General features: G+C 40.4%; 28 protein-coding genes. 19 read left to right on the top strand and 9 right to left on the bottom strand.

Going from position 1 to position 21,015, the window contains the following annotated elements:
* Positions 1–21: 21 nt before the first annotated feature.
* Genes BN8899_RS01405 through BN8899_RS01415 form a run of 3 tightly spaced genes read right to left on the bottom strand, consistent with a single transcriptional unit; the run spans position 22 to position 1,027 of the window.
* Positions 22–324: a hypothetical protein gene (locus BN8899_RS01405; protein ID WP_065218020.1), complete on the bottom strand. Its 303-nt coding sequence runs from the start codon at positions 322–324 to the stop codon at positions 22–24.
* An 11-nt stretch (positions 325–335) separates the two neighbouring features.
* Positions 336–701 (bottom strand): hypothetical protein, encoded by a 366-nt coding sequence (locus tag BN8899_RS01410; protein ID WP_065218021.1) that lies wholly within the window; start codon positions 699–701, stop codon positions 336–338.
* Entirely contained in the window at positions 698–1,027 is a 330-nt protein-coding gene (locus tag BN8899_RS01415) for a phage tail tube protein (RefSeq protein WP_065218022.1), read from the bottom strand. Before BN8899_RS01415 ends, BN8899_RS01410 begins: the two co-directional genes overlap by 4 nt.
* Positions 1,028–1,207: 180 nt before the next feature.
* Between BN8899_RS01415 and istA the strand changes: the two genes are divergently transcribed.
* From istA to BN8899_RS20590, 5 genes are all read left to right on the top strand, one after another.
* Positions 1,208–2,746: an IS21 family transposase gene (istA, locus tag BN8899_RS01420; protein ID WP_065218306.1), complete on the top strand. Its 1,539-nt coding sequence runs from the start codon at positions 1,208–1,210 to the stop codon at positions 2,744–2,746.
* Between the two features lie 14 nt (positions 2,747–2,760).
* On the top strand, positions 2,761–3,498 hold the full coding sequence (gene istB, locus BN8899_RS01425; protein WP_065218023.1) for an IS21-like element helper ATPase IstB: 738 nt from the start codon (positions 2,761–2,763) through the stop codon (positions 3,496–3,498).
* 296 nt (positions 3,499–3,794) lie between these two features.
* Positions 3,795–4,820 (top strand): helix-turn-helix domain-containing protein, encoded by a 1,026-nt coding sequence (locus BN8899_RS01430; RefSeq protein ID WP_148375221.1) that lies wholly within the window; start codon positions 3,795–3,797, stop codon positions 4,818–4,820.
* A gap of 15 nt (positions 4,821–4,835) precedes the next feature.
* The gene (locus tag BN8899_RS01435; protein ID WP_065218025.1) at positions 4,836–5,318 is read left to right on the top strand and encodes a hypothetical protein; all 483 of its coding nucleotides are present in this window, start codon (positions 4,836–4,838) and stop codon (positions 5,316–5,318) included.
* Between the two features lie 70 nt (positions 5,319–5,388).
* Positions 5,389–5,766, top strand: coding sequence for a hypothetical protein (locus BN8899_RS20590; RefSeq protein WP_065218026.1), 378 nt, complete (start codon positions 5,389–5,391; stop codon positions 5,764–5,766).
* A 63-nt stretch (positions 5,767–5,829) separates the two neighbouring features.
* Here BN8899_RS20590 and BN8899_RS21045 read toward each other — a convergent pair whose 3' ends face one another.
* The 4 genes from BN8899_RS21045 to BN8899_RS01455 form a co-directional block, all read right to left on the bottom strand.
* The gene (locus BN8899_RS21045; protein WP_148375222.1) at positions 5,830–6,027 is read right to left on the bottom strand and encodes a hypothetical protein; all 198 of its coding nucleotides are present in this window, start codon (positions 6,025–6,027) and stop codon (positions 5,830–5,832) included.
* A gap of 163 nt (positions 6,028–6,190) precedes the next feature.
* A complete protein-coding gene (locus BN8899_RS01445) occupies positions 6,191–6,673 on the bottom strand; it encodes a hypothetical protein (protein WP_065218027.1) in 483 nt (160 codons plus the stop codon).
* 42 nt (positions 6,674–6,715) lie between these two features.
* Complete coding sequence (locus tag BN8899_RS01450) at positions 6,716–7,051, bottom strand: hypothetical protein (protein ID WP_065218028.1); 336 nt, start codon at positions 7,049–7,051, stop codon at positions 6,716–6,718.
* Between the two features lie 118 nt (positions 7,052–7,169).
* On the bottom strand, positions 7,170–8,510 hold the full coding sequence (locus BN8899_RS01455) for a tyrosine-type recombinase/integrase (protein WP_065218029.1): 1,341 nt from the start codon (positions 8,508–8,510) through the stop codon (positions 7,170–7,172).
* Between the two features lie 282 nt (positions 8,511–8,792).
* Here BN8899_RS01455 and BN8899_RS01460 point away from each other — a divergent pair, with 282 nt between their 5' ends.
* Positions 8,793–10,100, top strand: a complete 1,308-nt coding sequence (locus tag BN8899_RS01460) for a tyrosine-type recombinase/integrase (RefSeq protein WP_065217809.1) — start codon at positions 8,793–8,795, stop codon at positions 10,098–10,100.
* A 96-nt stretch (positions 10,101–10,196) separates the two neighbouring features.
* Here BN8899_RS01460 and BN8899_RS01465 read toward each other — a convergent pair whose 3' ends face one another.
* Both BN8899_RS01465 and BN8899_RS01470 read right to left on the bottom strand, forming a co-directional pair.
* Positions 10,197–10,865 (bottom strand): helix-turn-helix domain-containing protein, encoded by a 669-nt coding sequence (locus BN8899_RS01465; protein ID WP_065217808.1) that lies wholly within the window; start codon positions 10,863–10,865, stop codon positions 10,197–10,199.
* A complete protein-coding gene (locus BN8899_RS01470) occupies positions 10,862–11,557 on the bottom strand; it encodes a S24 family peptidase (RefSeq protein ID WP_065217807.1) in 696 nt (231 codons plus the stop codon). Before BN8899_RS01470 ends, BN8899_RS01465 begins: the two co-directional genes overlap by 4 nt.
* Positions 11,558–11,918: 361 nt before the next feature.
* Between BN8899_RS01470 and BN8899_RS01480 the strand changes: the two genes are divergently transcribed.
* The 13 genes from BN8899_RS01480 (at position 11,919) to BN8899_RS01545 (ending at position 21,011) form a co-directional block, all read left to right on the top strand.
* Positions 11,919–12,278: a response regulator transcription factor gene (locus BN8899_RS01480; RefSeq protein ID WP_065217805.1), complete on the top strand. Its 360-nt coding sequence runs from the start codon at positions 11,919–11,921 to the stop codon at positions 12,276–12,278.
* 12 nt (positions 12,279–12,290) lie between these two features.
* Entirely contained in the window at positions 12,291–12,533 is a 243-nt protein-coding gene (locus BN8899_RS01485) for a hypothetical protein (RefSeq protein WP_065217804.1), read from the top strand.
* 207 nt (positions 12,534–12,740) lie between these two features.
* Positions 12,741–13,052, top strand: coding sequence for a hypothetical protein (locus tag BN8899_RS01495; protein ID WP_065218030.1), 312 nt, complete (start codon positions 12,741–12,743; stop codon positions 13,050–13,052).
* A gap of 1 nt (position 13,053) precedes the next feature.
* Positions 13,054–13,212, top strand: coding sequence for a hypothetical protein (locus BN8899_RS20600; RefSeq protein ID WP_157237420.1), 159 nt, complete (start codon positions 13,054–13,056; stop codon positions 13,210–13,212).
* Between the two features lie 12 nt (positions 13,213–13,224).
* The gene (locus BN8899_RS20910) at positions 13,225–14,454 is read left to right on the top strand and encodes a hypothetical protein (protein ID WP_197496237.1); all 1,230 of its coding nucleotides are present in this window, start codon (positions 13,225–13,227) and stop codon (positions 14,452–14,454) included.
* 353 nt (positions 14,455–14,807) lie between these two features.
* Entirely contained in the window at positions 14,808–15,758 is a 951-nt protein-coding gene (locus BN8899_RS01510) for a recombinase RecT (RefSeq protein ID WP_065218032.1), read from the top strand.
* Positions 15,759–15,760: 2 nt separating this feature from the next.
* Positions 15,761–16,942 (top strand): hypothetical protein, encoded by a 1,182-nt coding sequence (locus tag BN8899_RS01515; protein ID WP_065218033.1) that lies wholly within the window; start codon positions 15,761–15,763, stop codon positions 16,940–16,942.
* Positions 16,939–17,589: a PD-(D/E)XK nuclease-like domain-containing protein gene (locus tag BN8899_RS01520; protein ID WP_065218034.1), complete on the top strand. Its 651-nt coding sequence runs from the start codon at positions 16,939–16,941 to the stop codon at positions 17,587–17,589. Before BN8899_RS01515 ends, BN8899_RS01520 begins: the two co-directional genes overlap by 4 nt.
* Positions 17,586–17,981 carry a hypothetical protein gene (locus BN8899_RS01525; RefSeq protein ID WP_065218035.1) on the top strand — a complete coding sequence of 132 codons (396 nt, stop codon included), beginning with the start codon at positions 17,586–17,588 and terminating at the stop codon, positions 17,979–17,981. The genes BN8899_RS01520 and BN8899_RS01525 overlap by 4 nt, the downstream gene beginning before the upstream one ends.
* A 141-nt stretch (positions 17,982–18,122) precedes the next feature.
* The gene (locus tag BN8899_RS01530; RefSeq protein ID WP_065218036.1) at positions 18,123–18,326 is read left to right on the top strand and encodes a hypothetical protein; all 204 of its coding nucleotides are present in this window, start codon (positions 18,123–18,125) and stop codon (positions 18,324–18,326) included.
* 4 nt (positions 18,327–18,330) lie between these two features.
* Complete coding sequence (locus BN8899_RS01535; RefSeq protein WP_065218037.1) at positions 18,331–18,774, top strand: DUF4494 domain-containing protein; 444 nt, start codon at positions 18,331–18,333, stop codon at positions 18,772–18,774.
* A gap of 141 nt (positions 18,775–18,915) precedes the next feature.
* Entirely contained in the window at positions 18,916–19,356 is a 441-nt protein-coding gene (locus BN8899_RS01540; protein WP_065218038.1) for a recombination protein NinG, read from the top strand.
* Complete coding sequence (locus BN8899_RS01545; RefSeq protein ID WP_065218039.1) at positions 19,347–21,011, top strand: DEAD/DEAH box helicase; 1,665 nt, start codon at positions 19,347–19,349, stop codon at positions 21,009–21,011. The genes BN8899_RS01540 and BN8899_RS01545 overlap by 10 nt, the downstream gene beginning before the upstream one ends.
* The last annotated feature ends 4 nt before the right edge of the window (positions 21,012–21,015 follow it).

Consider the following 21,015-nt stretch of genomic DNA (forward strand, 5'->3'; position numbering starts at 1 on the left):
CCGTGAAAAGCGCCTTTAAATTCAATCCTCCTTTTGCCATACTTTATACAAATCTTTTAAATCTTGCTTCACACTCTCGTTTTGCAAATCAGGAATTTCTATTCCGATTTCCTCCTCTGTTTCCCAGGGGAAACGCCATAATTCAAGAGGATTTTTTATCCGGTGTTTGGGTTCTATTTGCACGTTCAACAACTCCATTGTCTGCAAACGCACCAAATTAGAAGCAAGGATCGCCTTTTCCTCTTTAGCTTTCATGAAGTAGTGAAGTTTTAGAAAGAAATCACCTAATCGCATTTCCTCGAACTCCACCACCTTCATGTTCATCTGCCCGATCGCTATCCCTTTGAAATAAGTCGCCGGAATACACTCTTTTTTTTTACCTCTCCACCTTCTCCATTACCAGCTCCCTCTCCTACCCCGCACTGTTCTTTATATATCTCCATGAACCGGGAAATATCCGCCGGGCGAAGACGCTCTGACAATTGCTCTTTCGTGAAATCAAAACTATTCCCGTCCATTCGCTCTCCTTCTTTTATCGCCGCATGCATGATTGCCAGCAAATCTCGGGTTGTCAACCTCCCGGCATCCCCTATTTTAGAAAGATCATCTATACCTTTCTCGTCACAGAAAGACATCATGGCATTCCAGTTCATTTCAACACGAACCTTTTTACCTCCCACTAACAAATAATTGTTTTTCATACAGCTGGTTCTACCGGGGTTAATTTTGAAACACCTTGCAACGTCAACGAGATCGTGGCTTCATTCTCGGAATCGGACTTCTCGGAAAAAGCCGAAATAATCGCTTTACCCTTGTAAGATTTACCGCCTTTAATGGAATACACGAAGTCGATCGGCTCTCCCAACAGTGTCATTTCAACCGCTTCATCACGCCCGATACGGGAAGCTTGTTCCCCTTCTTCTGTCAACTCAACCACGGCATCAACACTAAAACTATATTCATACCCGGATACCGTCTTGTTTTTGGTTCCTAGATCATCTTTCGTCTGTGACTGGAAAATCCGCACTAATTTGCCCCATCTTTTCCAATATAAATAGATCCCTTAAATCCACGGGAAATTGACCCGGTTAATCCCAGGGAAAATGATCCCAGAAAATGATCAAATATTTGTTTTACACGCGCGAGAATACTACCTTATCTGTTAAATAAATAAAAAAACAGATATATGCCCAATAAAGCAATAAGCATGAACAAAATTCGTCAAGTATTACGATGTTATGCCTCTGGTAGCGGAACAAGGAGTATCAGTAGCATGTTAAACATGTCCCGCAACACGGTCAAGAAGTATTTACAGGTTTATCAAAAGAGCGGCTTGTCACTTGAAGCAATTCTTTCCATGGATGATTCTTCTCTTTGTAGCCTGTTCCAGGAGAAAGACAAGTCGTCGGAAGAACCGCCCGCCCGTTACAAGGAATTGCAAACGCTCCTCCCTGGCTATGCTAAACGCCTAAAAAAGAAAGGAGTAACTCGCCAGCAACTATTCCAGGAATACCGCTCCAGTCATCCTGACGGTTACGCCCGGAGTCGTTTTTGTAATTATTTTCAAGCTTACCTGGCATTATCTCACCCGGTTGCCCACCTGGAACACAAGGCGGGAGACAAGATGTTCATTGATTACGCCGGGGACAAGCTCGCGCTAGTGGATCGCGACACTGGTCAAACGATACCCGTGGAAGTGTTCGTGTCCATCCTCCCGTGTAGCCAGCTAACTTACGTGGAGGCGGTGATGAGCCAGCGCAAGGAAGATTTGATTCACGCTTGCGAGTCCGCCTTGCTTTTTTACGGGGGAACCCCGGCGGTCATCGTTCCGGACAATTTGAAATCAGCCGTGAACAAGCCGAGTCGTTACGAGGCAGAATTGAACGAGGATTTCGCGGCTTTTGCCGAGCATTACGGGTGTGTTGTCATTCCCGCCAGGGTGCGTAAGCCAAGGGACAAGGCACTCGTGGAGGGAGCGGTCAAGCTCGTTTACCGGGGTATTTACACTCGTCTTGAAGGCCGCGTGTTTCATGACCTGGAATCTCTCAATGCCGCGATCCGCGTGGCACTCGAGTTACACAACAATAGCCTGTTAACCGGGCGAAGTTATAGCCGTCGTGAACAATACGAGGAAATAGAGCGAGATTGCATGGGATCGCTAAACCCGATCCGTTTTGAACTCAAGCGACGTCACGTGGCAACCGTGCAAAGGAACGGTTACGTGCGACTGGAAAGTCATTATTATAGCGTGCCGTACCGCCATATCGGGAAAAAGGTGAACATCCTGTATAATAGCGAGAAAGTGGAGATCTATCTAAAATACGAGAAAGTCGCGGTTCATCAAAGGGGATACAAGCCGTATGGCTACACCCATGACGTGGATCACCTGGCCCCCAGCCAACGGGTCCCGGTGGACTGGAACCCGGGAAAGTACCTCTCGGAAGCCGCCTCCATGCACCCGGACGTGGAAGATTACATTCGTCACGTGATCGAGGTGAAAGTTCACCCGGAACAAGCTTGCAAGTCCTGTCGCGGGATTCTGAATTTCGCTTCACGAGTGGGCGAGAAGAGACTGGTTAACGCTTGCCGGTGGGCTTCCAGCCATGGATTGTACAATTACCCGGCCATAGAAGAAATACTGAAAAACAGGCAAGATGAATTACCCCTGGAAGAAAACGAGGATGATAACAAGCGATCGGACATGCCCTCGCACGAGAACATAAGGGGAAAAGAATATTATAACTAAATATCACGAGAAAAATGGAAATGAATCAAGAAACGCTGGACAAGATGCGCCAGATGCGCCTCCTAGGCATGTATAACGCTTTTAAAACAAGCATGGAGAGTTTCAAAACGGAATCGATGACAACCGACCAATTCGTGGCGTGGCTGGTTTCCAACGAGTGGGACGACCGTTGTAACCGGATGATAGAAAGATTGATCAAGCAAGCTTCTTTTCGTTACAAGGCATCCCTGGAAGAAGTGGATTATTCCCTGGAACGAGGGCTCGAGCGCAACCTGCTAGAAAGGCTCGCGGAATTATCTTTCGTCAAGGAATCCAGGGACTTGTTCATCACGGGCAGCTCGGGAACGGGAAAAAGCTACATAGCCACGGCGCTAGGATATAGAGCTTGCCAGAAAGGGATGAAAGTACTTTACGCTAACACGGCCAGGTTAATGGGCCTGTTGAAAATGGCTAAAGCGAAAGGTACAATTTTACAAGAACTAAAAAAAATAGAACGGGCGGACTTACTGGTGTTGGATGATTTCGGGATACAACCTTTTGATGCCGGGGGAAGAATGAATTTAATGGATATCGTGGAAGACCGGCACGGGAAAAAATCAACGCTTATCACTTCACAAGTCCCCGTGAAAGACTGGTACGATATTATCGGGGAAAAAACTATTGCAGATGCCGTCCTGGATAGGATTGTTCACCAGGCTATTCGAATTGAATTACACGGGGACTCTATTAGAAAATTGCAAGCTAAAAGATAAAATTACTATATTTGTGAATAAAATTTAATAATAATAATGGCATACCGGTAGAATTTTATGCGCGCGTACAACGAGATAATTTAGCCGTTTCTGGGAAAAATTTACAGGGGGGCAATTTAAGTTGGATTCTAGGGGTCAATTACATTGGAATTTCCACTTAACTTTTATTTGTATGTTTGCTACTGCAAACGATACGTTTGATTTTGTTTTGATTGTTTTTACAAAGATATTGACTAAAATAATCATTTTCCAAATTTGAATTGATTAATTTAGTCATTATAGATATTTGTTATAGCATGGATATTTCTGATAGACTAAAATTATTGCGCAAAACACTAAATCTTACACAAGCCCAATTAGCTTCTGTAATCGGAATTAGTCGGAGCGGATATGCTTCAATAGAAATGAGATTAACAGGATTAACTCCTCGCAATCAGAACGCCATATGCGAAACATTTTCTGTAAATCCTGCATGGCTCGAAACAGGAATAGGCGAAATGTTTCTTGAACCAACAAAAGGGAACGATATTCTTACAGAAGCACTCTCTAAAGACATGGGAGTTTCAAAAGACTGGATAGAATCCGGTGCGGGAAAAATGTTCAACAAAGAGATATACCAAAAAGCCGATGTCACGGATCGTTTCATTATTGCTTTAGAACATCTAAAATTACAAGGTATACCCTATTCTGAAATTGCGACAAAAATCGGCGCATCCGTTTCCCTCGTGTCTGAAATAAGACGAGGAAAAACAAAACTAGCACCACATTTCGCCAAGAAATTCATCGAGGCGTTTGAAATAAATGAAAAATGGCTCCTTTTCGGGGAAGGGGACAGTATTTTCAAAAACATTACATCAACCGAGGATGTCACCAACGTCCACCCGGTAATAATGAATGATGAATGGATCGACGTTCCATTTGTGCCATTACACGCCCGGGCAACTTTCGCAGAAAGCTTTTTAGACACCAACGTAAAAGAAATTGAAATTGTCAGGATACAGAAACGTCCCGGCATAAATTACAACAAAGCAAGAATATTCGAGGTGGACGGGGATAGCATGGAACCGACCCTTGTATCCGGAGAACAAGTCCTATGCGAAGTAATCGACCCAAGCAATTGGCGTTTCACGACAGGCGTTGTCGTGGTTGCTTTCGGCAACATGGTTGTCATCAAACGAATAAAAGACAACGATTTAATTAATGGGAAATTAGTATTATGGTCTGACAACGAGCAAGGCGGAAAAATTACCCTCTCGAAAGACACAGACGAAATACGCAGAATGTACAAAGTTAAATATACCGTTTATAAACCAATTCGTTAAATTAAAAAGGGGATCATGAAAACATTATTGATTTTATGCATTGTGACGCTAGTTACATGCTCAGGATTTTGCCAAAACAAGAAAAACAAAAAATCAGAAATACCTAAAAAAACAAACACAATAGAACTCATCACAAGCTACAAAACTCCTAAAGAAGCATTAAATGAAATCGTAAAAGTATTATTACAAGAAGGAATAGAACCTGAAAAAATTGACAGTTCTGCGTATTTTATTACAACAGGCACACATGGAATTGAATCTACTGACAATAAGTTAATGTTTGTCATTTCTGAAAAATCTGATACAATTACGATTAGAATTACTGGGAAATTCATTATGAATATAGAAATTACGATTGGCGGCGTAACGGGAAAATCATCATGGAATAAAATATCTTACCAAGGCATGAAAGGAAGTCCACGTCAACTTTCTTGGAATTTCATGCATAAATTTACGACCCTAATTCCAAACAAAAAGATCAACTATATAACGCAATAATCACGTTAAAATTCATCTAATAAATTATTACATCATAAAAGGAAAAAATCACTAATTTATTTGGGGGATCATGAAAATACTATTTACATTATTCATTTGCACATTCATTTGTTGCAATTCTTTCTCGCAAACCAAAAAAGAATTACAAGTAGAAAACACGAAATTAAAACATCAAGTTGATTCTTTAACTAAAGTCATAACTTCTCAAACCAAAATTATTAATGATTTCAAGATTGAAGTAACAAATCTCAAAGCACTATTTGAAAAAATTGACAAAATCTTAGGAGTTACAGTAACGAGTACAACAAATACTCCAGCAACCATGCCACAAACGACCTCTCCCTCTTACAAATCTGACAACTCAAGCAGAGTTATCCACACGGGACCGCGAGGCGGCAAATACTACATTAACAAAAATGGGAAAAAGACCTACGTGAAGAAAAAATAAACACCTAAAATTAGAGTCGGATTTCTCCGGCTCTTTCTTCTCATACCAAATTATACAACACCATCATCCCCGGTTACAAAATTCTTCAAATTCGGCTACCAATCCCTTGTTGACGATAAAATCGTATGCGTCATTTTTCGCATCAATTTCACCCAACAAAACACCAACAAGCTGTAACACAGTCATTTTTAGAAATTTTTCTATTACTTTATGCCGCTGCATATTGCGCAACCTCCGTAACAGAACTAACTTCGCATCCATAATTTAGGTATAAAAATGACAGGGATTCCTCTCTATCTGCCAAGATATGCAATTTCCACGCACGAGAAAACCTCCCTGTCGTATTTTTTCTATACACATGGCAATCGCATTACTATCTTGGCAAAGGCAAAGATAAACCCCTACATTATAAACTGGAAGGAAATTAACATTTATTTCCCTCGAAATTGGCAACCTCGTAATATTTAAAGAAATAATACAAAGCAATCTTGTGCCACTTCGTTAGCGGCTTTTCCTCGCTAAGAATCTGCGATAACGTAGACTTATCTATCCCCGTGTGCGTGCAAATATGCTTTGCCTTGAGCATTAATCTATTCATCCGGCTCTTGATCCAGTCCGCATTTATTCCCTCTATATCCTTTCGATCAAAGTCCACGGCAGAAACGGTCAACTTCCAATCCGTTGGTATTTCCCCTTCAAACATTTTCCGGACACGATCCACCAATTCTTTCTTGGTAAGCATTTTCCCGTTCACTAATTCTTTCTGCTCGACACGCACGATCAACCGCCCCTCGTTAAAAGAAACGACCTCGACGATCACCCTCGCGTAACGTTTATACTGTGTAGCGAACTCGTTTAATCTCTTTTTCGCCTCCTCCGAGATTGGTAATAATTCAATGTTTTTCATAGTCAATTTTTTTTAAAGTGGAGAGGCTTACGCCTCTCCGGTTCACAACTTGATTAGTTCAAGATTGCCGATGTCGAAAATTGCGATCTGCTTGTTCTCTCTCCCGGCTCGAATCGCTTCTTCCCGGTCGAAGTAGATTTTCACAGAATCGTAGTAGAAGTACCCGTCATCCTCGTTCAACCACCCTCCTACTGTTTTTTCGTGCTTTTCAGCATGTTCAAGAACTCTTTTCAGTCCTTCATCTCCAAAACTGTCTTGAGTTTCAAGATAGGCAACTGAAATACCTCGCGTGACCTTTTTTAAGGTTGTAAGGTCAACCGTGAACCCTCCCGGGTTCTGCTCTGCTATCACTTGGATAGCTTCTAACAAGCTTGTCATAGAACTTAATTTTAAGCGGCGTCACCCGCGATATTGACATTACAAATATACAAAATAGTTTGTAACTAACAAACTATTTTGTATAAATATTTTCTTCATAGATAAAAAAAGAGAGCGTTTAAACGTTCTCTTGAGAATTTTCCTTTTCAATCTGAATCAACATCCATTCCATTGACGTATCGGCGTCTTTCTTAAAATAATCTCCATCCATCAAAGCCTTAGCATTTTCCTCCGCTGATAATTTCACATACGCATCAAATTGCTTCTCGGACTTGTGTCCTGTCAACAACATAATCGAACGCTTGGGGAACCCTTGCTTGTAAAAATTCGTGGCTCCGGAACGTCGTGCGGTATGCGTCGAAACGAGTTCCCATCTCTGCTTTATAAACTCCTTCAACACACCTCCCTCCGTGCGGTAAACGATTGTATCACCCACAATTCCAGCTAGCCGACACAACACCTTTATCTGCTTATTCAAATACTGCTCACTAATCTTGCAACTTAAATCGAACCCCGATGCAAAAATTTCCTGAATTACAGGATGCATTGGTATTTTCACGAGCTCCGGTTTTCGAATAGAAGAGCCTTTTTTAGGCAATATCGTTATAATTCCATCTTGTATATTATAATTCTGAATTCGATTAAAATCCGATACTCGCATGGCGGTAAATGCTCCGATTAAAAACTTCTTTCGCACATTATCCCAAGCCTGCATCCTGGCACGAATATTATGCAATCGTCCATCATTACTAGCCCGCTTCACCAAATCTTCATCTATCACCAGCCTATGAAGTTGTAATAATTCCATTTCACTAAGCGCAATCGTATCAGCGACCTCGGATTCAACCTTAAACTCCTCGTAATCGGCATTATTATGTAACTTATCCGTCTTACGAGCGTGTTTCATAAACGTTTTTAAATTTTTGAACAACGTGCCTATATAATTTCGAGAATGTTCGTCACTCAACAACCACGATCTAAATCCTTCGGCAAATTTCAATGTAATATCATCAAATGTTAGTGTTTTATTCTTAATACTCTCGTATTGTCGAAGTTTATTCAAACACGTTTTATAACTTTTCTTTGTTTCATCCGATTTATCACATTCTTCAATGTATCCCTCAATGTAAGGCAACAACTCCTGACTCTTACGTTTTATTTCAATAGCGTTATTTCCTTGTAAAAATTGTTCAACTTTTTTCCGGAAATCCTTCTCTTCGGGAATCTTAAAATCTTGCTTATAAAATAAAATTGCGTTCTTCATTGCAATTTCTATCGCTACCAACTTGTTATTGACAGCCCCTGCCTCTGCACAATTTTTACACTTCCCTTTCTGGAAACAAACGACCCGGACACTTTCACCCGAAGGATAAGAATACCGTTTTCCCGCATAACGGATAAAACCTCGAATCGTAGAAACTTCCCGTTTCGGATTATCAAGAGAAAAACTAACTTCCATAAATTATATCCTAAAATAGTGTTGGAACAAATGTTGGACTTTTTTATGAAATAAACAAGAGAAAACCGTTACATTAAAACATTGAAACCGCTGCATTTGCAACGGTTTCAATGTTTCTATTTCATTAACTGTGCCCAAGACAAGACTATACTAATTGACCAGTATTGGTCAACATTATTATTTACTGACCAAAATAAAAATATTTGTTTCAAAAACTTTGATATTTGACCACATTTGGTCAACTTTGCGTTCCTAAAAACGTTCCTTTTAATATTTATCTTCATGGGTGTTTCATTTTCTTTGTCAAACAAAAATAAGAAAATTTCTTCGATCGACACAATAGTTCGATTTAAAGGTAAAAGATTTAAACGAAGCTCTGGTGAATCCGTAGATCCAGCATATTGGCTTGGCGGCGGGAAAAATTGCAGCGAGAAACGAGAATACCCGCACGGGAAAGCTGTAAACACGAGATTAAAGGATATTAAAAAATTTTGCGAGGCAGCTTGTGACAACTTCACAATAGGCAAAAATATTCCTGCCGAGGAAGATTTTTGGAAAGAAGTAGACTTCCTGGAAAACAAAAGCAAGGGAATAGAAGTTGAAGAAGACCAAGAAGTATATTTCGTGGATTTCATTCAAACTTTTATAGATAGATATTCCGGGGAATATTCAGTCGATACTATAAAACAATACAACACCGCAAAAAAAAAGCTAATCACGTACGAGGATAAGCATAAAGTAAAATTAAAATTCAGCGACATAGACATTGAATTTTACAATACGTTAAAAAAAGACATGAACGAAAAAGGATATTCAAAAAATTATTTCGCTTCTGTCGTGAAATGCGTGAAGTCTGTATTTAACGAGGCAAAAGACATCGACAACTTGCACGATTTTGACACGATAAACAACAAAAAGTTTGTCGTCGCGTGGGAAACAGCAGACTCTATATATCTAAATGATGACGAGCTATGGAAAATTCACAAGTTGAAAATAACAGAAGAATTACTGAAAAAATATTTCCCTGACATCGACAAAAACAAGGGGAATTTGCAAAACAAACTCGAATCGTGCATTATTGTAAAGAATAAATTTTTAACAGGATGCTGCACCGCTTTAAGAGTCGGAGATTTTAACAAATTAAACAAGGTAAACATAGGAAAGAATTTTATAAATATCGCTACACGAAAAACAGAGGCTCCCGTAATTATTCCTATTTCAGCCATGCTTAGGGAGATTTTGGATTCTGGATTTGATATTACAACAAAGATTAGTGACCAAAAAATAAACGAACACATAAAAGACATCTGCATGATGGCGGGCATAGATGATCTTGTCGAGATAACCAAAAGCAAAGGCGGCAAGAAAGAGCGAATGACGTTTAAAAAATACGAGATCGTGACAACACATACAGCGAGAAGGTCGGGTGCGACGAACTTATACAAAGCAGGCATCCCCGCTATCTCGATAATGAAAATCACGGGACACAAAACAGAACAAGCGTTCATGAAATATATAAAAATTACAGAGGAAGAGAATGCCGAAATGCTGGCAAATCACCCGTACTTCAAAAATCAAGATTATAACTAAAATAACGACAAAAACTTACAATTTGTAAGCAATTCCCTTTATACAATCTATAAGCAAAAACACACGTTTTGATTACAAATTGTAAGTTTTATATGTTCAAGAAATAGGTCTGCCAACAGACATCACGACCTTATACATATTTAATATATCTACCTTGCGAACGGAAATAGTTTCCCCTCCACTATCAGACTCTAAAACAACAACATCATTTCCCACTCCATTAGACCTGATTCGTCTTATTAATACGATGTTATCCAACACGACAAGCACAACCCCCGTGACGTAATTTATATTACCCGCCGGCATACAAAGTAATTTTTCCCCCGGTAGTGTTGTTGGTTCCATTTTCTCGTTTCCAGCTTCAACCACTATTGCCCCCTTGTAATCCACGTCATCCTCCCTCACGATTATCGCCTTTTCCTTGATTCTATCTCCCCTTGTAAAAGCCTGCCGGAAACTAAACTGCAAAAAAGGCAATACCACGTTAGGAGATACCCGAACATCCACAACCGATACTTCCGAATTTTCCCGGAACTTTTTAAACTGCAAGTAAGCCTCTTGATCTATAGGCTCCCCCTCCCCCGTGGCAATCCAGTTCGTGTTCACTCCAATTTTTTGGAGCATGGGATAATATTTCGATGGGATATCCCTGCTTTTCTCGTACGGAGAATACGCGCCTTGTGTAACTCCTATATGGAAAGCCATCTCGGATTGTGTTAATTCCATTAACCTTCGGACTTGTTGTAGGCGATCTTGCTGTGTCATATCTGCATTCCCCTTTGCAATTTTACCACGTTAAATATTTGCCGCACATCAGCGAGGTCTATAACTCGATCCGAATACAGGGGATTAAGAGAATGAAGTGTCAACCTGTGATTCTCCACGTCATGTCCAATAACCCTTTTTATAAGTATGCCTTCCTTGTGCACGATAACAAAATCCCATTTCCTCATGTGCAGTTTTGTCTGGCACCATAAATCTTGGGGCACTTCTCTACACAATAATATATCTCCCTCTATATATCTCCCGGTATCATCCGTCATGGAATCCCCGCGCATCTCGAAAGCAACATATCTACCACGAGCTTCATGGTCCACCACGAAAGGAATGCGAGGCAATTGGGCAACGTAGGTTTCATCTTGGTACCCGCACAAATAACCACCGTAAGCGTATTGACCAACAAGAGGAACATTCATCACGATAAAATCACCGTAGGATACTTCGTTTTCTTGTTTAGGGGTATACATATCCCCCTCCCCTGTCAATAACCAGTGCTTATTAACCCCAAAAGCTAACACAATTTTATTAATCACGCCTTCTCCACATGGGTAATTACCATTAGTTATTTTCGAAAAATTAGATCGAGCGATTCCCGCCTTGTCCGCAAACTTTCCTTTAGACAAACCGCTATCATCAACTAATTTATTAATATTCAATATGATTAAATCTTCAGACATTGTGATTTTATTTAGAATGCATCTATATTAGTAAATACTAATAATTTTGTTGGTATTTTTATTTTTAATATTGGTAAATACTCATATATTTGCATTGTAATAATTAGTAATAACGATATGCAAATGTACAAAGAAAATAACGAAACGACAATAGCAAAAAGAGACTACTCTTTTTCAATGGCTTACACTAGACTTTCGCCGAAAGAACGTAGAGAGGTTAGAGAAAAAGTTACCAAATCTCTTGGTATAACACAACAGAGTTTCAGATTAAAGAGGCTCGGTGTTGTAAGATCTACCATAGAGCAGGTAGACATCATTCGTGACATTTTCAAGCAGTATAACGTGGAAAAGGTATTTAACTATGAATACGCTAACTAACAGAGAAATCGAGATCGCCGATTATATCGCGTGGGGCGCATCCGTGGACGAGGCTGCCGATAGGCTAAACATTAGCCCGTTTACCGTGAAAAACACTTTGCGCAACATATACGCCAAACTCCATTTTAATAAATCCACGGAATTAGCAGCATATATGTTCGTGAAACACCCGGAACGCATGACTATCGACAATGACAAGATCGGTAACGTGAAAAGAGCGGTGAGCGCGATGACGATGATAGCGTTAATTTTTATGCAATTACTGATACAACCTGCCGACATGATGCGAGCTAGAAGGGCAAGGACGAGAACGGCAAGAAGGACGGAATATGTTGAAGAATAAAAAGATAAAGCCATGCAAGTAACCGTTGATGATAATGTATTAAAAAAAGAGGGATACGTGTACGCTAAAAGGTTCACCAATATACCCGTTAGTTTTAGGTTTGTATCCAAGCTATGGGGGGTATCACACAACACGGTAAGGGCTTACGCGCAAGAGGGACTTATAAAAAAAGATGCCGACGGCATGATTAGCCTTGCAGACGCTTTAACGATCGATTTTAACGAATTACGACTTAAATACCTAAGAGAAAGATGAAACAGAACCTAATAAACACCCTTTTAAAGCTCTACGCCGGTCTTAGCTTTTCTTTATTCGCTTGTACACCGGAAGATAACATACACGCTTTAATGGTTTTTCTTCCATTAGCTATTTTGAATTTCGCTCTTGCCTCTTGGACGTGCAAGAAGTGGTTAAAGGTAGACTGGAAGAAGCTGGATTCAATGGATTTTAAAATTAGGTAATATGAGTTATAACGCCCCTTTCGGCTCTGAAGACTATCCATATTGCCCTTGGCATGGTAACTCGGGAGCAAGCGATCTCCCCTTGCAAGACAAGTGTGTATTCTGCGAGGAGCTGGTGGATGATGAAGATTGTAAGGTTATTCACGGTTTGGTTTTCTGCAACGAATGCTTGAAGGCTATAGAAGAGCACGGGGACGGGATAGAGGAAGAGATTAAACATTTCCTGACAAGCAATGATTTATGTAAGGTTAGCCCGGACAAAGTAGCGATACTCGAAAGGGCGAAAATTTGGAAACACTTAAAAATTAAATGATATGGAAGAATCAGATTTAGGGAGCAAACGCCACGCATCTACGGAGGATTTCAAGAAGTGGTACATGGAAGAATGTGATAAAAACTTGAAACTCGAAGAAGAGATCAAGAGGCTTAAAGAAGTTATCAAGGTGCAAGCGACATACATAGCTAATATTTAATATAAAAACGATATGAATAAGAAAGAATTTTGCAAAAAAATAGGAATTACAGAAGGTCAGTTTAATGGTAGTGAAGAAATTGGCGGTTCCCTCTACTTGAGAAGCCTCACTTCCATCCCGGAAGGCTTCAACCCAACGGTGGGCGGTTCCCTCTACTTGAGCAGCCTCACTTCCATCCCGGAAGGCTTCAACCCAACGGTGGGCGGTTCCCTCGACTTGATCAGCCTCACTTCCATCCCGGAAGGCTTCAACCCAACGGTGGGCGGTTCCCTCGACTTGAGCAGCCTCACTTCCATCCCGGAAGGCTTCAACCCAACGGTGGGCGGTTCCCTCTACTTGAGAAGCCTCACTTCCATCCCGGAAGGCTTCAACCCAACGGTGGGCGGTTCCCTCTACTTGAGAAGCCTCACTTCCATCCCGGAAGGCTTCAACCCAACGGTGGGCGGTTCCCTCGACTTGATCAGCCTCACTTCCATCCCGGAAGGCTTCAACCCAACGGTGGGCGGTTCCCTCGACTTGAGCAGCCTCACTTCCATCCCGGAAGGCTTCAACCCAACGGTGGGCGGTTCCCTCTACTTGAGCAGCCTCACTTCCATCCCGGAAGGCTTCAACCCAACGGTGGGCGGTTCCCTCGACTTGAGAAGCCTCACTTCCATCCCGGAAGGCTTCAACCCAACGGTGGGCGGTTCCCTCTACTTGATCAGCCTCACTTCCATCCCGGAAGGCTTCAACCCAACGGTGGGCGGTTCCCTCGACTTGAGAAATAGAACTAAACACATCGGCGCAAATGTAAATATTCCCAATATACCAGCACCTGACTTGCATTGGGACAATGGAAAGTACATCTGTAAGGATGGAATTCTAACAGAAGTTGTTAGCAACAGACACAACGTGTACAAAGTTAGAAAAATAGCAAGAAAAGAAATCGAATACCTGATAACTGACGGTAATGGCAATTGGGCGCATGGAGATACTCTTGAAGAAGCTAAAGAGGATTTGATGTACAAGATTTCAGATCGCAGGAAGAGTGATTACGAAAACTTGACACTTGATGATACGCTTCCTGTTGATGAAGCTATTAAATGTTACAGGGTAATAACTGGTGCTTGTTCATCCGGGACACGTGATTTTATGAAAAACAGGCTTAAAGAAAAGAAAGACAGTTACAAAATTTCAGAAATGATAGAGTTGACAAGAGGAGAGTACGGGAATAAAAGTTTCAAAGAGTTTTTTGAGAAATAGATTTTATAAAACAGCCGGGTGTAAGTCCCGGCACACGGCGGGTAACAGCTTGGAGAAGCATCTTTCCATAATTCACACACGCATTACAAGGGGTTCGACTCCCCTTCTCGCCACTAAAAAAAGAAACCGCCTCCTTGAAAGCAGCGGTTGGGTTCTTTGAAATAATTAGGGGTCTCTTTAACTATCGGGATGATGGTAATAGAGAATCGTAAAAAATATACAGTTAACGACGGGTTGTGATGGTGACATCAATTACCCCGTTTAGTAATTAACCAGTTTAATCCCCCGGTCGATTCAGTCGTGCGCTTCGATGCGAGCCGGGGACAAATATTAATTAATTCAAACACAAATGTATGGAAAATAATTCAAACGAACAAAAGTTGACTATAGACCAGTTAAAACCTATGAAACCGCTTGAGGTTCTTGAAAACAAGATTGTCAGGGAACGTTTTATATCCCTTTACAACAGAATTCATGATTCTGAAAACGGGGAGTTATTTTTCGAGCAAGAAAAATATAACTTGCAAAGAATAATTCAAGCCACCCCGGCATTATCCAGTTGTAACGGTTTCTCTATTTATGGGATAATGCTTGATATTGCTAACATGGGACTCACGCTAGAGAATAATTCAAGACCTCTCTTGTACGTTATCCCGAATAGTGTAAACGTTGGAACCAAAGACAAACAGGTTTGGGAAAAAAGAGCAACGATAGAGATTAGTCCTTACGGGGAGCTTGACCTGCGAATACAAGCCGGACAATTATTGTATGCAGATCGTCCGGTTGTCGTTTTCGAGGGTGACGAGTTTCAACCTAGAGTGACCGAAACGGGACAAAAAGTTGTCGTGTACTCGGCTTCTATCCCGAGGAAAAGCAAAACAATTATTGGGGCTTTCATAAAGCTTACCCGACCGGACGGTTCTTTCGATTTCTTTTGGATGTTACCAGAAGATATAGACCGTTTAAAAGGGTATTCATTGAAAAAAAATCAAAAACGAGATAAGGATGGTAATGTATATGGCGATTCAAATGCCTTGTATAAAAGCAACAACGGGCAAATCGACACGGGCTTCCTTGAAGCGAAGGTTATAAAGCATGCCTTCAAAACTTTCCCGAAATTAAAACTAGGGCAATTTTCGAAGCTACAAGAAGAAGCACAAGCGATCGATTACGGTCTTGACGAACCAGTTTACAATCAAGTTCCTGTTGAAGAAGAAGAGGACAAAGAGCGAGCAACTGCCGAAGAAATAGCAAACCAAGAAGGCGGAGTGACAATAGTAGATAACCCAGATGAACCGTTTTAATCATGGAAACAACATTAACAACAACCAACAACGATCTTCAGCTGATCGTTAATTCCGCTTCCAGTGTAGTGGAACAAAACAAAGAATCCATGGAGAAAGCGACCGCTGTAGCGGATAAACTTATTGACGAGATAAATAAAATCGAGATCAAGGACACTCCAAACGTGAGGGCACTTGATGAAGAGTGTAAAAATTACATCCAAAAGGCAAGCAAAACGTCTTCTGTAATGATGGAACGGCGCAAGCCTATCACGCAAGCATTTGACCAAATAAGAAAATATTTTACGGAGATGGAAGGTCAGCTTGGAAAAACGGGAGAGAAAATTATTAAAATCGTGAAATTCAGGAACGATTTCGCTAAATTTCTTGCCGACGAGGAAGCGAAAGTAGCCGCAGAGAGAGCAAAACAAGCAGCTATAGAACAAGAGAAGATTGATACAAGGGCATTTTTCAAACAAGCGTTTTCCACCAGCCTAACTAGAGAATTAGAAACTGTTTACAACAAGTTAGATGAAATTTTCAATTCCATGAACTTGACGAACGTTTCATCAACAAAAGAGGCAATAAAGGATTTCGATACATCATTTTCCGGAGGAATAAAAGTTTATCCGCCAGTTAAATTCCTAACTAAAGAGGATATTAATGGTATTTACGATTCTGTTGCCCCCGGCGAGATAGCCAACAACGAGCAAATCTTCAAGCAATCCGTTTCGGAAAAGATTCAATACTATCTAGATAGAGTTGAATCCAAGAAACAAGAATTAATCAAAATAGCGGAGGCTAACGCTGCCGAAAAAGAGAGGTTGAAAAAAGAAGCCGAAGAAAGGGCAGTGAAAGAAGCTGAAAAAAGAAAGCAAGAACTTTTAAAATTTTCAGAAAAGTCCACCGCTAACATAGAGGCAGAGAAAACAGGTGCGACACTTCAAACTTTGTTCGATCAAGATTACCAAGTTCCAATGGCGAACGTCAAGAAAGAGTTAAAAATTGAAGTCCTCAACCCCGCTGGTTACGGTCAAATATTCATGTTTTGGTTCGAAAGAGAAGGTAAGAATTTACCCAACGAGAAAATCGAGAAAAAGACCATCGCCCAGATGAAGAAATTCTGCGAGGATGCCGCGAACAAGAACGCCGAGATTATTGACTCTAACACTTTAAAATATGTAGAAGTAATTTCAGCAAAATGAAAGACGAGTATTATGACAGGCTAGAGGTATCCAACTCTGACCTGTCCAAATTAAAGCAAGACCTTTACGGTACCTTTGAACGAGACCCAACAGAATCATTCAAGTTTGGAAACCTGATAGACCACATGATCACCGAACCACAGAAAGTGAATTACTTTAATTACACTTGCGGGGATGACGCCTTGACAGAGGATGATTTTCTTAAAGCAGAGGAAATGAAGAAATCGTTTTTCAGGGATAAAATGGCAAAAGGGATCTTATCTCTTTCTGAACCACAAAAGATAATGATTAACCATAGACAGTTATTTGACTATGATATTGGATTCTTCCTCCCCGTGAGGTGTAAATGGGACTTGTGGATGCCATCACTCGGCTGGGGCGGTGATATAAAAAGTACCTCCGCGACTACACAAAAGCAATTCGAGGATGCCGTTACTTTCTTCGATTACGACAGGCAAAGATTTTTTTACATGAACATATCCGGATCTACTCAAGACGTGTTGATTGGAATTTCCAAGACAAATTTTAAAGTATTTACCGTTAAAATTAAACGGGGAGATAAACTATGGAAATCCGGTCAAGCTAAATGTTTCGATCTTGCTTTCAAGTACTGGGAAATGTTCGGGGATTTAAAACAAACAGCATGAATATTACACCTATAGAAGATTTAGAGAGAGAGGTTGAAGATATCGACGCTTATCTCACGGAGATTCCCCCTGACAACCCGGATCTGGTTATCGAGAGAGGGAATGAACTATCCGTGTTTATCGCTCGAACTGGCAAGATGCTTGCGGATGCCAAGTATCATCAGGATACCGCTATATCTGAAAGCATCGTTTATAACCTAGGGAAACACACCGGTTGTCCTGCCTCAATGTTAAAACAACTAGTTGAAGCCACGTGCAAGAGAGAGAATTTTCTTGTAAATTCTATCGAGAGATTGAACAAAGCCGCCACACATCAACTTGACTGGCTTAGGACGGTGGTTAGCAAGGCAAAAGAAGAAATGAGATTCTCAAACGGTATCAATCAACGATGAAACAACTTTCAAATACACTACATTCTAGTCTTATCAAATTTCTTGAGTCGATACCACCTATCGTGGACGGGAATTCGGTTCGGGAACTTGAATTAAAGAGAAAGGCAACGTTATTAAAAAGGAAACTTGAACGATGCAAAAATGAAAGTCCAGTTAATCAACCTCGGGAGGAACAACATTAATAAGATTGTTTACCCGGCAGACAAGCAAGCGTTGCAGCGAGAGATTAACCGGCACGTGTTAACTACCTGCTGGACGCTTGAAGAATCCCCTAAAGGAGAAAATGAATACTATGTCCTTCGTGGCATGGACGTGATTGGAACGGTTAAAATATTAAAACAATAAAATTATGACAGCGAATTGGTTTGAAGTAAAAGTAAAATACACGAAAGTGGGTGAAAACGGCAGAGAGAAAAAAGTATCTGAATTATATCTATTGGATGCAATGAGTTTTACAGAAGCGGAGAGTAGAATAACAGAGAGTTTGAGAGAAATGATTCAAGGCGATTTCTGTATCGAAGCGATAAAGAAGTCGAATATCACCGAGCTGGTAGAGTCAAATGACGGCAACGATGATAAATGGTTTAAGGCGAAAGTCGCTATTATTGACGCTGACAGCATTTCCGGCATGGAAAAGAGATCGAACTTGTATTTCCTTGTTGCCGGGGAGAATGTTGATAAGGCGTTAGAGAACCTGCAAAAATCCCTATCCACTTACGTTGTCCCGTTCGAGATTGTGCAAGTTGGTGATTCGAATATAATGGATGTATTCCCTTATTTCGAGAATCAATAGGACGGTAAATGGTTACGGCGGGTTCGAATCCCGCCCCGTTCTCAAACCTTTGATAGATGGGAACATGAAAGTACTTGGTTGCAAACAAGTATTCCCGAGAAGTACAATCGGGTAGTGTTCCCTTGGATTAAAAATACAATCATGCCATACTACATAAAGAAAAAAACAACTAAAAATACTAGTAAAAGTCGAGTTAAAACACTCGAAAAAAAACTAGACAAGATTTTCAGCCTCTATATAAGATTAAGGGATAGTAAAGATTTTAAACACAAGTATTTCAGGTGCATAAGTTGTGGCGAAGTAAAACCTTTTGAAAAGGCTGATTGCGGTCATTATTTCAGTAGAAAAAATCAATCTACCAGATATAGCGAGGTAAATTGTCATGCGGAATGTTCTGGATGTAATCGATTTAAAGCAGATCATCTTCATGGTTATCACGATAACCTTTTAAAGGAAATAGGTCAAGAGAGGTTCGACTTGCTCCAATGGGAATCAAATCAAACAAAGAAATATACCGAGTTTGAACTAGAAACATTAATAGAGTATTACACGAAAAAAGTCAAGGAATTACAATGCGCATAAAGGAATTTAACGAGGGGTTTGAAATCACCTTCGAGTTTAATAAAAGAATTACTTGGGCAATAAAAAAATTAATGGAAATTTGTCCGGGAGCCGAGAAGGACAAAAGGCGAAAGTCTTACATTTTTCCAAAATGTTACGCCCCGCAAGTAATCATGTTTGGGCAAAAATACGGTTTCGCTTTCACTAGAGAACACGAGAAACGAGATTACGAGTTACCCCCGATGCCAGAATTAAAAACCGAAATACCGTTAAAAATGACCCTTTACCCTTATCAAAGAGAAGGGGTGGCGTACAATATAGTCCACAAGAGAACGATTATAGGTGATAAAATGGGACTTGGAAAGACCTGTCAAGGTATCGCCTCGGTAGTGGCACTAGACGCTTTCCCTTGCCTTGTTATTTGCCCGTCTGTATTAAAGATAAACTGGCAAAGAGAATGGCACCAATGGACAGATAAAAAAGCTTGTATATTGAATAATCAAAATCAATTCACGTGGCATTTGTTTGCCCAAGGGAAAAGCATTTTCGGTGATTCTATTAAAAACGATGTTTTTATAGTTAATTACGAGAGCTTGAAAAAGTATTTTGTTACGAAGATATGCAATAATTCAGGTTCCCCCGTGAAGCTAAAAGATGTTGTTTTCTCCGAGAATATAAAACTATTCAAATCGGTAATTATCGACGAGTGTCACAGGGTAAAGGAGCCTTCCTCTCTTCAAGCAAAATTAACCAAGGGAATAACAACTGGAAAAGAAGTTATATTCGCCATTACAGGTACTTCCGTGGTTAATAAAGCCAAGGATCTAGCTTCTCAACTGGCTATTATTAATCAGATAGACAAGTTTGGTGGGTATTCTAAATTCGTGGCTGAATACGGGTATAACGACAACATGGAAGAATTAAATTACCTGCTAAACAAGAACTGCTTCTATTCAAGAAACAAGAAGGAAGTTTTAAAAGACCTCCCACCAAAAGTAAGAACCGTTGTCCCTTGTGATATATCCAATAGAGATGAATACAATGTAGCTCTATCTGATTTAGAATCTTACTTGAAAGAATATAAATCAGCAACAGACGAGCAAGTGGCAAGATCAATGAGGGGAGAAATTATGGTAAGAATAGGTGTATTAAAGAATATTTCGGCAAGAGGGAAGTTAAATGCCGTGAAGGATTACATCTCGGATGTTTTAGAATCCGGTGAAAAAATAGTGGTTTTCATCCACCAGAAAGAAGTATGCGGTATGCTGACGCAAGCGTTCTCTGGCTCAGTAACTATAACGGGAGATGATAGCATGTCAGACAGACAAAGAAATATCGATTCTTTCCAAAACAATCCTGAAGTTAAAATGATTATTTGTTCGATAAAAGCCGCTGGGGTCGGGTTGACATTAACGGCATCTTCAATAGTTGCGTTCGTCGAACTCCCCTGGCATGCAGCGGATACTGACCAATGCGAGGATAGATGTCACAGGATCGGGCAAAATGATTCCGTGCAATGTGTTTACTTTCTTGGAAAGAATACCATTGATGAAGACATATATCAAATCATTCAAGACAAAAGAGAGATTTCAGATAGAATCACGGGTGGAAAGAACGAGGCGATAGAGAATTCGACAGACTTGGATACATTAATAAAAAAGATCAAACTAATTTGATAAT

The organism is Butyricimonas sp. Marseille-P2440, from assembly GCF_900091675.1.
In the GTDB taxonomy this organism is placed as follows: Bacteria; Bacteroidota; Bacteroidia; order Bacteroidales; family Marinifilaceae; genus Butyricimonas; species Butyricimonas synergistica.